The organism is Nostoc paludosum FACHB-159, assembly GCF_014698835.1.
GTDB classification, from domain to species: domain Bacteria; phylum Cyanobacteriota; class Cyanobacteriia; order Cyanobacteriales; family Nostocaceae; genus Nostoc; species Nostoc paludosum.
On the sequence record NZ_JACJTU010000016.1, the window covers coordinates 51,785 to 64,347 of the forward strand.

The window sequence follows — 12,563 nt, forward strand, 5'->3', positions numbered from 1 at the left end:
CTTAAAATTCCTGCTGTTGATAGACAAGATAAATAGCTTCTAAAAATACATCAGCCGTAAAATTTTCTGGCAATTTTTCTAAATTAATAATAGATTTAACTTGCTCAGCTAAGTTTAAAGATAGTGATGCTCTTGCTTTTAAGGACATTGCACCACGTCGCTGTAAATATTCACGAATAACTGCAAAATCATCAGGTAATAATTGGGATAAATTGGCAGTTTGTAGTAATTGTTCGTGGAGTATTTTTGCCTCGTCTGTAATTGTCAATGTCGATGCAGTATTTGGTTGGGCTTGAATCACAATTGTACCAGCAGCCAAATCACCCAAACGCTTTTCGCGGTTGCCCAACATAATTAAAAAAGCGCCAAGAAACAAAGTTTCATCAAAGGGTCGCAATAAGGCACGTAATGTTGCTTGTTGTAACCCGATGAGTCTACCATCATCTCTAACCACACGAATTTTAGCGATGCGTTTTCCAGGGGTTTGCCCAAACCATAAGGTTTCAAAAAATACGAAATAGCCGATGTAAATTGCAAAAGCGATAAAGAAGAAAATCGCTAATAACCAAAGTCCTATATTTCCAGGATTTGTAACTAAATCTTCCAGTAAATTGTACAGTTGTGTTGAGAAAAAAGTCCAGGCCAACACAAACAACAACAAACTTATACCCAACACTGTATAGTCAATCAGCAATGCTAAAGCTCGATTGCCGATTCCTGCTAAAGTAAATTCCAGTTCTACACTTTCTGGAGTCTGGAATGAGATGCGATTAAAAAAGCGCATATTTGAACTAATCAAAAATTAATAAAGTTGAATTCAGGTATGGAGTTAACAAAAAACCTACAAAGGAGGTTGTCGTAATTGCAAACCCAAACCTTCACGCCGACTACGCAAGTCAAAGTATAAAACAGCTTTTAGTGCTTGCCAGAATGGCATCACAAAAACTCCACCTACTAAGCTACCAATCCAAGAAATAAAATACACAAGTGAGTAGATAGGAGTACCTTGCTCAAGTCTTAAAAGGAATAAACTGGGTATATAGTTGAATACAAATACTATTGGTAGTGTCACCAAAAAAGCAACTAATACTACGCCTTGAATGCGAAATACTGAAGCTTTAGTTAACTCCCAACTTCTGGCAACACTTTCGCCTCCATTAATATTTTCCTCAACTGCTAGGGGGACTTCAGCAACAATCCAACGTGAGTAAAACCACGTTAGTCCTAAAAGCACAATTCCCACAGTTACAATGATTGCCAATGTAGTTACGACTATAACGCCTGAACTACCTAATACCCCTCCTAATACTATCCCCAGCAAGGCAGCGAAGATACCACCAACGATCGCTAACCCAAAATAAACAATCAGTAAAGATATCCCTACTTGGAAAGCAACTCGGAAAAATGACCACAGACGCGGGTTAATGTGATTGTTGGCGCTTTGGATACTTTCAGGCTGGTAAACCAATTCTCCAAAAGCCAAGCGCGAAATTAAGCCAGAAATGGCAGCATATTTCGCCCAGCCATAGACTGGAACTATAACCCACAAGTGAGCGATCGCAGCTAAATTGAGATAACTCTTGAGATGAGAACGATACAGCCGCACCGCAGCACTGACAACGTTACCGATACTCAGTGGTTGTATGTGTCCCGAAGATCCAAAATTTTCAGACATAATACCAAATTTCCCTTGAAACTACGGATCTGAATTTGAGGCTATCTTAAGCTAAGTTAAAGTCAGTGTTCCCAAAATTCATGAATATTCAACGTTGGATTGCACGACGAGAACCGAATTGGCAGCGTTTGGATGCCCTATTAAAGCAGGTAGAAAAAAAAGGGCTAAAGTCCCTGCGGGCAGCCGAAATTAGAGAATTAGCTTCTTTATATCGTTCAGTGGCCGCAGATTTAGCCCGCGCCCGTACCCAGCAAATCAGCAATACTTTGATACAAAGTTTACAATCTTTAACAACTCGTGCTTATACGCAAATTTATCAGGGTTCGCGGCGACAGGAGTGGCAGGCAGTTTTAGAATTTTACCGTTGGGGATTACCATCTGTAGTCCAAAAAACATTTGCATATATCGCTGCGGCAACGGCGCTGTTTCTACTGGGTGGAGTAGTTGCTTGGTGGTATTCCTGGCAAAATCCCAGCTTCATGTCCTTAATCGTACCTGAAAACTTGATAACCAAGGTACGAGATGAGCATAAATTGTGGATGGGGTCAATTGTTGGCATTGAACCTCTAGCATCCAGCGGCATTACGATTAATAACTTGGCGGTGTCTTTTGGGGCTGTTGCCGGTGGGATTACAGCTGGGATATACACAGCCTATTTGATGGTATTTAATGGTTTATTAATTGGTGCCGTTGGTACTTTAGTTGGTCAGAATAATCTAGCTTATCCTTTTTGGGCGTTTGTATTTCCGCATGGTTCCTTAGAACTACCAGCGATATTTTTTGCTGGAGGTGCAGGATTTTTATTAGCAAGAGCAATTTTATTTCCTGGCAAATATCGCCGAGGCGACGCACTGAAATTTTATGGAAATCAGGCAGCGCAGTTAGTATTTGGGATTGTACCAATGTTGATGCTTGCAGGTGCGATCGAAGGCTTTTTTTCGCCTAATCCTAACGTACCCGATCCGATTAAATATCTCGCAGGAATGGGATTGTTTGTACTTTTGGTAATGTATTGTAGTCGGAAAAAAGTTTGAAAGGGCAGTGGCGACTGGGAAGATGGTGGATAGGGGAATGGCTAGGGTGTATACACATCTCTCCGGAAAACCAAAATCGTCATAGATCCTCCTAAATCCACCTTTTTAAGGCTTCGACTCCCCTCGACTCCGCTCAGGGCAAGTTGCTCAACCAACTTCATAGTCGAGAGTTGAGCGGAGTCGAAACTCGTCAGCGTTGGTATTTTCTTCGCTAGAAATCCTTACAACTCAATTGCGAGTCGATGCAACTCAATTGCGAGTCGATGCAACTCAATTGCGAGGCGATGCAACTCAATTGCAGGTCGATGCAACTCAATTGCGAGTCGATGCAACTCAATTGCAGGTCGATGCAACTCAATTGCAGGTCGATGCAACTCAATTGCAGGTCGATGCAACTCAATTGCAGGTCGATGCAACTCAATTGCGAGGCGATGCAACTCAATTGCGAGGCGATGCAACTCAATTGCGAGGCGATGCAACTCAATTGCGAGTTGATACATTAACAATGCAGGAAGGGTTACCAATCCCCTGTTAATATAGCGTTTCCCTGTGTTTTTAAACGCAAAGTGGCGCAGAGTCAAGCGCAGAGTTACGCAGAGGTTTGCCTAATTTGGAGTGTGAATTATTTAGTACCTCACTAGATTAGAAAACGCTATAAAACATAAAAACCTTTTAACAAAGGGATCGCTCACCAATGTAGAAATTGCTAGGATTGCTATATCACATATTTTGTTTTGTTTTCTGAAATCCTTCCTAAATGTGGAGTACGTTTAAGCTACTTTTAGGCTTATGATTTGAAGGCAATCGGACTTGTAGCCACAAATGTTACGAATTCTGTTGATTGATGACAATCCGAACGATCGCCTCCTAGCAATTCGGCAATTGGAACGTGAGTTTTCTGACCTCGAAGTTGAACAAGTGGTCACAGCACAAGACTTAGCTCAAGCACTAGAGAGAGGACAATTTAACTTGGTTGTCACCGATTATCAATTGCGCTGGAGTAATGGTATAGAAGTATTACACGCAATTAAAGCTAGTTATCCTAACTGCCCGGTGATTATGTTCACCAACAGCGGTACTCAGGAGATTGCTGTAGAGGCAATGAAATCTGGATTAGATGACTATGTAATCAAATCTCCTCAGCACCAGGTACGCTTAACAGCAGCAGTGAGATCGGCCCTAGAACGAGCTGAAACTCGCCAAAAAGCCGCAAATTTAGAAATTCGCTTTCAAACTCTGCTCAACCGCCTCAATGTTGGCATTTATCGGGCAACTTTCGATGGTTCTTTACTCGAATGCAACCCAGCATTTCTGCGTTTGATTGGGTTGGGAACCTTACCCCAAGAGCAAGCAAGTCGGTTCATAGAGCTTTATTTTCAGCTAGAAGATTATACTCAGCTAATTAATCAACTGCGAGAAAATGGCGAAGTGCGCGATCGCGAAATTCAATTGCGACGAGCTGATGGTAGTTTGATTTGGGTACGTGTCAGTAAAACCTTCAGCAAAATTGATGGCAAAGGTATCATTGATGGCTTAGTAGAAGATATTAGCGATCGCAAACAAGTAGAATTAGAGCGAGAGCAACTACTCATCAGCGAACAAGCTGCCCGCATGGAAGCTGAGGCTGAAAAGCAAAATTATAGTTTATTGTCTGAAGCTAGCCGATTGCTGGTATCTTCCCTCGATTACCGCACGACTCTGGCAAAATTAGCCAACTTAGTAGTTCCTACATTAGCTGATTGCTGTTTAATTGATATTGTTGAGACTAATTTAACAGTATTTGAAGAACCAGTTGTTGCAGCAAGCACTCCAGAAAAAGAAGCGCTAGCCCTCTTACTCAGACGGTTTTATTCTACTTCCGCAGATGCTGATTTTGGTGTTAGAAAAGTTTTGCAAACAGGCGAACCAGAATTAGTTACTGATGCAACGGCGAATTCTTTTTTATTAACTATGAACCAGGACGCAGAAACCCAACGGTTGATGCGCCAGATGGACATTCAATCTTACATAATTGTGCCCCTACTGGCTCGCGATGCCTACGGTGGAATGCGCCTACGCAAGCTAGGCACAATTACTTTGATTACTACCCAAAGGAAGCGTCGCTACAGTACAGCTAATTTAAATATGGCTCAAGCCCTGGCTTTGCGGGCAGCTACAGCCATTGATAATGCTCGGCTTTACCAGCAAGCAATAGACGCAAATCGCATTAAAGATGAGTTTTTAGCTGTTCTATCTCATGAAATCAGAACTCCCTTAAATCCGATTTTAGGTTGGGCAAAACTTCTGCGTACCAACAAGCTAGATCGAGAAAAAACAGCTTTAGCTCTAGAAACCATTGAACGTAACGCTAAGTTACAAACTAAACTCATTGAAGACTTGTTAGATATCTCCCGCATCTTGCGAGGTAAACTCAGTCTCAATGTTTGCCCAGTGGATTTGGCAACCATTATTCGAGCCGCAATGGAAACAGTACGGCTATCAGCAGAAGCAAAATCGATTCAAATTCACTCTGCTCTCGATCCTGCCGTTGGTCAAGTATTTGGAGATGCAGGGCGCTTGCAACAAATTGTCTGGAATCTCCTTTCCAACGCCATTAAATTTACTCCTGAAGGCGGACAAGTTGAGATTTATTTAGAGCAAATTGATTCTCAGGTGCAAATCAGAGTTAAAGACACAGGTAAAGGAATTAATCGAGATTTTCTGCCCTATGTATTTGAAACTTTCCGTCAAGCCGATAGTGCAACTACTAGGAAATTTGGCGGCTTGGGTTTGGGATTGGCAATTGTCCGTTATTTAGTAGAAATGCATGGTGGAACTGTCTTGGCAGAAAGTTTAGGCGAAGGTCACGGAGCAACCTTTATTGTCAAGTTGCCGATGATACTTACTGATACAGTTGACAGCAGCAAAGAAAGCGATGTCATGGCCACCAATACTCCAGCTTTTAATGGTTTGAAAATCTTAGTTGTGGATGACGAACCTGATTCGTTAGAGTTAGTTAGCTTTGTACTCCAACAGTCTGGAGCCACTGTCACTGCTGTATCATCAGCAACAGAAGTATTGGAAATATTGCCACAGTGGAAACCAGATTTACTGGTGAGCGATATTGGAATGCCGGGAATGGATGGGTATATGTTATTGAGACAAATTAGGTTAATGAGTCCAGAACAAGGAGGACAAATTTTAGCGATCGCTCTGACAGCTTATGCTGGAGAAGGTAACGAACAACGAGCCAAAGCAGTCGGTTTTCAAGCCCACATTAGCAAGCCAATAGATCCAGCCCAGTTAATTGAAACTATTGCTAACTTAGTGCCAGAATAATTCGTAATTCGTAATTCGTAATTCGTAATTCGTAATTATTATTCCAGAAGTTTGTGTGGTACAAATACGGTATTGCCGTACTCGCTAGCGGTTTAGCACTGTTATTTTCTCTACTGATATCGCCACTATTAGAGAATATTACTTTTTCAGTGTTTTTTGCAGCCGTGGTAGTGAGTTCGTGGTATGGGACTCGTGGCTCAAGTTTATTGGCAACCGTGCTGTGTAGCTTGGCGATCGCTTTCTTTTTTTTAGAACCAATTTATTCACTGAGTATTTTAACCCTCGATAGCTTTATCCGCTTGGGGTTATTTGTGATTGTATCGCTGCTAACTACCGAATTAAATGCAGCTTGGAGACGCACAGAGTTTAAGTTACGAGAAAGTGAAACTCGCTATCGTGAAGTGGCACAGGCGGTACAGAACTACGCCAATGAATTAGAGGAACGAGTCGCCGAACGCACAGCCGCCCTATTGGAAGCCAACAAAGAACTAGAAACCTTTGCTTATTCAGTCTCCCATGACTTACGCGCTCCTTTGCGGTCAATGCAAGGTTTAGCTCAAGCACTACAGGAAGATTATAGCGATCGCTTGGACAGCAATGGACAAGATTATATCCAAAGGATTGTCGCCTCTGCTGAACGAATGGATGGACTAATTCAAGACTTGCTCGACTACTCGCGCCTGAGTCAAGTAGAAATTAATCTTTGCGTACTTAACTTAACAGACATTGTTACAGAAGCGTTAAACCAACTAGAAGTAGAATTGCGAGCGCTAAAGGCGGGGTGTAGCTCATCGCCACAAGCTCAAGTAAACATAGAGCAACCACTTCCAGAAGTTACAGGGCATCGCACAATTTTAATCCAAGTACTCGTAAATCTGCTGAGTAATGCAATTAAATTCGTCCCCGCTAACAGACAACCCAAAATTCGTATCTGGGCAGAAGTCTTAGGGGAAGACGAGGAAGCGGAGGGACACAGGAGCAAAGAGAAAAGAAGTTGCAGTGATTTCCCCTGTGCCCCCCATCTCCCCTGCTCCCCATCCTCTTTAAGAACGTCCTCCATTCGCCTCTGGATAGAAGATAACGGTATTGGCATTGCACCAGAATATCAGCAGAGAATTTTTAACGTATTTGAAAGATTACATACTCAAGAAAGTTATCCTGGTTCTGGCATTGGTTTAGCCATTGTCCGCAAAGGTGTTGAACGTATGGGGGGACAGGTCGGTGTAGAGTCAATAGTAGGTCAAGGAAGTCGGTTTTGGATTGAACTACAAAAAAACTTTCGATGAGAACATGAACACAGAGCAGCAGACAATTTTACTGGCAGAAGACGACTCCAATCAAGTTCTGTTAATTCGTCGTGCTTTACACAAAGCTAATCTGATGCAGCCCCTACAAGTTGTCAGCAACGGAGAAGCGGCTATTTCTTACCTCTGTGGTGAAGGAGAATATGCTGACCGAGAACGCTACCCTTTGCCGATACTGTTTTTGTTAGACCTGAAAATGCCCCGCAAATCTGGGTTTGAGGTTTTGGAGTGGCTCAAGCAACAACCCGAACTCAAACGCCTACCAGTCATTGTGCTAACAACTTCTAAAGAAACAACCGACGTTCATAAAGCTTATGACTTGGGTGTTAATTCTTATTTAGTGAAACCCGTGGCATTCAATGATTTAACCGCAATGATAAAGTTAGTTGATGCCTACTGGCTAAATTTAAATCAACAGCCGTTGGTTTACCTCAGTTAGACAAGTTGTGTTGGCAAACACGCTTTCAAACCCACTCTTGTACAAACTTCTAATTTTAATTATGAATTTCCCTATACCGTGCATCCTACTCCCTACACGCTGTTCATGAAACCAACAGTTAAGCTATTTCTAGCTTAAGTTCATACCAATGAGCATTGCGTTCTATCTGTAGAACATGGTCTATTTATCTAAAAAATAGCTTTAAGTTGAGATCGTTACTAGGGTCTGTTCTCGCCAAGAGTCTGACACCAAAAGAGTTAAAACTTAGCCATTACATTCTTAACAGATACTACAAAAGTTGCAAGTTATTAAATTAACTTTACCTTAGTAAAGATTCTGCACTTAAAGCTTCTCAAGCATCAATTTTGGTTACTCATGCACATTCTGATTATTGACGACAATCCAAATGACCGTTTCATGATTATCCGAGAGATGCGGCGAGAATTTCCTGATGTAGAAATAGAGGAAGTGGGTGAACCAGAAAAGTTTGAGGAAGCATTGGCAGCAGGTCGCTTCGATCTGACAATCACCGATTATCAACTTCGTTGGAACAATGGTTTAGAAATATTACATCTTTTAAAGAACCGCTATCCCGATCGCCCGGTGATTATGTTTACTAACACAGGCAATCAGGAAATAGCCGTTGAGGCAATGAAAAGCGGACTCGATGATTATATTCTTAAGTCACCCAAGCATTTAGTTCGTTTATCCGCAACGGTGAGATCTGTCTTAGAACGCAATGAAACTCGCCAAAGAGCTAACTTTTTAGAGAACCGCCTGCAATCTTTACTCAACCAATTAAATGTTGGCGTATTTCGCGCAATTCCCGACGGACACCTATTAGAAGTTAACAGTGCATTTCTCAGCCTTTTGAGGCTTGATTCTTTAGAAGAAATTGAGTCTAATACTAACTTTAATGAGATTTTTTCCAGAGCCGGAGATATTACACCAAACAAAAGACGAGAACGGGAATTAAGAATACGTAGAAAAGATGGTAGCTATATATGGATATCAGTGAATGAAACTCTCAATATTACTAATGGAGAAGAGGTAATTGATGGTCTAGTGGAAGACATTACCGGGCGCAAACGCTCAGAAGAAGCACTAAAGCGCTATGCTACAAGATTACAAACTCTCCAAGAGTTAGATCGGTCGATTTTGGGGGCAATTTCTCCCAAAGGAATTGCCCAAGCGGCCTTAGCTGCGACTTATCCCTTACTTCCCTGCCAATTAATGGATGTGACGTTGTTTGATTTGGAACAGCAACAAGCCACTGTCTTAGCTGTCCAGTCTAGCGATCGCATTGGCTTTGCCACCGGCGAAACTTTCCCATTGGATGATTTTGGCAACATTGAAAACTTGCAGCAAAACCAGGTGATGATGGTTGAAAACCTGGCTGAGCATCCTAGACCCTATCGCGTTCAACAACAGCTCTTCGACCAAGGCATTCGCTTAATTATGAATGTACCTGTGATTGCTCAACAAGAGCTAATCGGTTCTTTGAACGTAGGCGTAATTCAACCGTGGTCATTAACTGAGGAAAACGTAGAAATTGCCCGTGAGGTGGCAAATCAGTTAGCGATCGCCATTCAGCAGTCTCGTTTGCGCGAACAATTACAGCGTTACACCGAACAACTCGAACAACTAGTTCACAACCGCACACAACAGCTTGAAGAAGCCAACAGTGCCTTAGAAGCCTTTGCCTATTCCATCTCCCACGACTTACAAGAACCTCTGCGTGCGATTCGGGGATTTGCCACAATTCTTTTAGAAGACTACGATACTTTATTGAATTCAGGCGGGCAAGATTTACTCCATCGCATCGCCAGTAACGTCGAGCGCATGGACAACCTGTTGATAGACCTATTAGAATACAGCCGCTTGAGTCGGATTGATTTGCCGCTGCAACCAATTAACCTCAACTCACTAGTCAAGCAAGTGCTGACACAATTAGAAGTATCACTGCAACAAAACCAAGCCCAAGTAACAATTACTGAACCATTGTTAGAAGTTGTGGGAAACTACCGCACCGTTGAGCAAATTGTTACAAACCTACTAACCAACGCCATTAAATTTGTAGCTTCTGGAGTCCAACCCCAAGTCAGAATCTGGACAGAACGCCGCGAACCCTGCGTGCGTTTGTGGGTAGAAGACAACGGCATAGGTATCTCGCCCCAGCATTGGGAACGGATTTTTGGTGTTTTCGAGCGCCTACATAGCATAGAAGCCTACCCTGGTACAGGAATTGGACTAGCGATCGTCCGTAAAGGCATCGAACGCATGGGCGGACAAGTAGGTATGGAGTCAGAAGTCTCCCAAGGTAGTCGTTTTTGGATAGAACTACCGGAATTTGTTAAATGAATGGGGCATTGGGCATTGGGCATTGGGCATGGGGCATGGGGCATGGGGTAGCGGAAATTAACGAATTAATTCCTGAATTTGTGTTTAATTTTTTAACTACTCTCCTGCTGTTCTAGTAAAACTACTAGATCAGATATTTCAGAAAAATCTACAAATTCCTCTCCTAATACTTCTAATTGTTCGGTAGACAATACTCGAATACGTTCAATTATCAACGAATCTATCTCACCAAACCGCCGAGTTAACAGACGTATCAAAAACCGAAAGGCTTCTTGTTGTTGCCCCTGTTGTTGTCCCTTCTGTAAAATATCTTGATAAATTACTGACTCTTGCATCACATCCTCGCTTAAAAATTGACGAATCAATTCCTTTTCAAACTTTAAACCAGCTAAAATTTCTGCGTAAGCTGCAATATCCTGCCTAGTATTCCTATCGGAAATTCTAGCAACACTCTGGGCAACCTGGGATAGCAACCTTTGGGGTGAAGTTGTTCGTGTTAATGGTGCTAAAGGTAATAATGCAGGGTTATCAAGAAATAATGCTGATTCTTGTTCCCACATCCGCAAAACTCGATAACGGTGAGTTGTTGTCTCATTTACATATTCTTCAGTAAAAGCAATTTCGTTATTTGTCTCTTGTAAAAAAATTACTACTTGGGTGACTGGGACGTTATATTGACGTATTAACCTCACGGAGTAATCCAGCATCCTGAATGGAAGCGGCGGATTTGAGATGGTGCGAGTTTGAAATTCAATGTGTAAAATTCGATTGGCTGTTTGCAGAAAAGTCACAGAATCTGCACGGATTGGTTCTAAACTTAATTCTGTCTTCAGTACTTTAACTTTTGTCGGTGCTTCGGCCAGTAACCAACTAACAAATTCTCTTGGGTATTTTTCAGCTAAAACCTTACAAACGTTGTCAAAACTCACAATTTACTCTTTATTTCACACCAAAATCATCTTTACATGAGATAAGAGACTTCCAATTAAAAAAATATCTGAGCGCATTTAGGGGAGGGGACAGGAAGCAAGTAAAGCAGGATGAGAAGAAAGAGGGGTTATAAAAGCTGATTTAGTATCAAGTCTGGATGTCCTTTCACAGTTGCGATACCCAAATCGCAATTTGATACTCGCCGACGAGTCTTTGATACTCGTGAATGAGTCTTTGATACTCACCGACGAGTCTTTGATACTCGTGAACGAGTCTTTAATACTCGCCGACGAGTCTTTGATACTCGTGAACGAGTCTTTAATACTCGCCGACGAGTCTTTGATACTCGCGAACGAGTCTTTAATACTCGCCGACGAGTCTTTGATACTCGCGAACGAGTCTTTAATACTCGCCGACGAGTCTTTGATACTAGTGAACGAGTCTTTGATACTCGTGAATGAGTCTTTGATACTCGTCAATACAATTCAGCTTTCTCTTTATCTCATACCCAATGCCCAATGCCCCATGCCCCATGCCCCATTTCTACTTAGATAAACGCGTCATTTCAAACAATTGCTGAGCATTACTTCCTAAAAAAGCATCAAAAAGTACTTGCTTTCCAGGTTCTACTTCCACTGGATAGCGCTGAGCAATTTCATAATAGGCGTAAGTCCAAGGAATCTGAATTTCTAGACCACTTTTATCATCTAATACCGTCACCATTTCCGTTACTGCTTGAGTCGCCGTTTGACGCAAACCACAAGCAACATTTCCCTCTATCTCTGCTTTCATTGGTACGCCTAAGTTAGCTAAACTACTGGCGGTACTATCTATATCTGGATATTTCGCGGTGTTCTGGGCGTTAACGTAGCCTGTGAAATGGTTCACAGCATAACCGTGCAGCAATACCCAAGCCCCATACTGAGTAACCTGATTCACCTCTTCGACAACGGAACGCCAGGGAGGTAGCCAAGGACGGGTAAATATTTGTTGGAGTTGTTTGGCGATGGTTTCAGTGTTTTGTTCTTTTTCTAAAAGAGAATTAACAGATGAAGCGAGTTTATATTCAATTGAAGATACTGTTTGAGAGATAATTTGAGCAATATTGCTAGGCAATTCATCAACAATTAATTCGCTGATAAACAGTTTGGGTAAGTTAAATTCCTCTTGCTGTGGATGATGATAATGACGGGCATAAAGATGAGTTTTGGCAAAAGTATACTCTCCAGCCGCTACGTAACCTAAAGCTTCTATAGTTTGTTCGAGGTAGCCAATGCCGAGGTTAATTTTACCTTGGGGAGTATCTACTAATAGACGCAAAGACCGAAAGGCGATGTGGTCGTTGGCGACGTTTCCACCAGCAGCGGTAATCATTTGTTGGTAGGTACGGGCATGATTTACTCTGGCGCTGTATTGTTGCCAGAGTAGTTTCCAGAGATGGAGGGCTATTTGGGGTTTCATAATGTTGATGGGGGATGAATGATTTTTTCACGCAAAGACGC

The 12,563-nt window shown here is 42.1% G+C and carries 11 protein-coding genes; 7 read left to right on the plus strand and 4 right to left on the minus strand.

The window, feature by feature from the left end; all coding sequences use genetic code 11:
- Position 1: 1 nt before the first annotated feature.
- Positions 2–784, minus strand: coding sequence for an RDD family protein (locus tag H6H03_RS17645; RefSeq protein WP_190956375.1), 783 nt, complete (start codon positions 782–784; stop codon positions 2–4).
- A 57-nt stretch (positions 785–841) separates the two neighbouring features.
- The gene (locus H6H03_RS17650; protein WP_190956376.1) at positions 842–1,675 is read right to left on the minus strand and encodes a hypothetical protein; all 834 of its coding nucleotides are present in this window, start codon (positions 1,673–1,675) and stop codon (positions 842–844) included.
- Between the two features lie 80 nt (positions 1,676–1,755).
- Here H6H03_RS17650 and H6H03_RS17655 point away from each other — a divergent pair, with 80 nt between their 5' ends.
- The 6 genes from H6H03_RS17655 to H6H03_RS17680 all read left to right on the plus strand — a co-directional run bounded on the left by H6H03_RS17655 (position 1,756) and on the right by H6H03_RS17680 (position 10,131).
- Complete coding sequence (locus H6H03_RS17655) at positions 1,756–2,709, plus strand: stage II sporulation protein M (protein WP_190956377.1); 954 nt, start codon at positions 1,756–1,758, stop codon at positions 2,707–2,709.
- Positions 2,710–2,905: 196 nt separating this feature from the next.
- Positions 2,906–3,244 carry a hypothetical protein gene (locus tag H6H03_RS17660; protein WP_190956378.1) on the plus strand — a complete coding sequence of 113 codons (339 nt, stop codon included), beginning with the start codon at positions 2,906–2,908 and terminating at the stop codon, positions 3,242–3,244.
- A 287-nt stretch (positions 3,245–3,531) separates the two neighbouring features.
- Positions 3,532–6,027, plus strand: coding sequence for a response regulator (locus H6H03_RS17665; protein WP_190956379.1), 2,496 nt, complete (start codon positions 3,532–3,534; stop codon positions 6,025–6,027).
- Positions 6,028–6,080: 53 nt separating this feature from the next.
- Positions 6,081–7,313 (plus strand): sensor histidine kinase, encoded by a 1,233-nt coding sequence (locus tag H6H03_RS41795; RefSeq protein ID WP_190956380.1) that lies wholly within the window; start codon positions 6,081–6,083, stop codon positions 7,311–7,313.
- A gap of 4 nt (positions 7,314–7,317) precedes the next feature.
- On the plus strand, positions 7,318–7,770 hold the full coding sequence (locus tag H6H03_RS17675; RefSeq protein WP_190956381.1) for a response regulator: 453 nt from the start codon (positions 7,318–7,320) through the stop codon (positions 7,768–7,770).
- 375 nt (positions 7,771–8,145) lie between these two features.
- Positions 8,146–10,131 (plus strand): ATP-binding protein, encoded by a 1,986-nt coding sequence (locus H6H03_RS17680; protein WP_190956382.1) that lies wholly within the window; start codon positions 8,146–8,148, stop codon positions 10,129–10,131.
- A gap of 92 nt (positions 10,132–10,223) precedes the next feature.
- Here the strand turns inward: H6H03_RS17680 and H6H03_RS17685 are convergent, their stop codons facing one another.
- Positions 10,224–11,060, minus strand: a complete 837-nt coding sequence (locus H6H03_RS17685; RefSeq protein ID WP_190956383.1) for a DUF4351 domain-containing protein — start codon at positions 11,058–11,060, stop codon at positions 10,224–10,226.
- 223 nt (positions 11,061–11,283) lie between these two features.
- Between H6H03_RS17685 and H6H03_RS17690 the strand changes: the two genes are divergently transcribed.
- The gene (locus tag H6H03_RS17690; protein WP_313931868.1) at positions 11,284–11,616 is read left to right on the plus strand and encodes a hypothetical protein; all 333 of its coding nucleotides are present in this window, start codon (positions 11,284–11,286) and stop codon (positions 11,614–11,616) included.
- Here H6H03_RS17690 and H6H03_RS17695 read toward each other — a convergent pair.
- Complete coding sequence (locus H6H03_RS17695; RefSeq protein ID WP_190956384.1) at positions 11,605–12,522, minus strand: DUF1338 domain-containing protein; 918 nt, start codon at positions 12,520–12,522, stop codon at positions 11,605–11,607. The two genes, H6H03_RS17690 and H6H03_RS17695, sit on opposite strands and share 12 nt — an antisense overlap.
- Positions 12,523–12,563 lie beyond the last annotated feature (41 nt).

Coding starts and splice junctions, on each gene's coding strand:
- H6H03_RS17655 (WP_190956377.1), top strand. CDS start 1,756: ATGAATATTCAACGTTGGATTGCACGACGAGAACCGAATTGGCAGCGT.
- H6H03_RS17675 (WP_190956381.1), top strand. CDS start 7,318: ATGAACACAGAGCAGCAGACAATTTTACTGGCAGAAGACGACTCCAAT.
- H6H03_RS17665 (WP_190956379.1), top strand. CDS start 3,532: ATGTTACGAATTCTGTTGATTGATGACAATCCGAACGATCGCCTCCTA.
- H6H03_RS17695 (WP_190956384.1), bottom strand. CDS start 12,522: ATGAAACCCCAAATAGCCCTCCATCTCTGGAAACTACTCTGGCAACAA.
- H6H03_RS17650 (WP_190956376.1), bottom strand. CDS start 1,675: ATGTCTGAAAATTTTGGATCTTCGGGACACATACAACCACTGAGTATC.
- H6H03_RS17680 (WP_190956382.1), top strand. CDS start 8,146: ATGCACATTCTGATTATTGACGACAATCCAAATGACCGTTTCATGATT.
- H6H03_RS17645 (WP_190956375.1), bottom strand. CDS start 784: ATGCGCTTTTTTAATCGCATCTCATTCCAGACTCCAGAAAGTGTAGAA.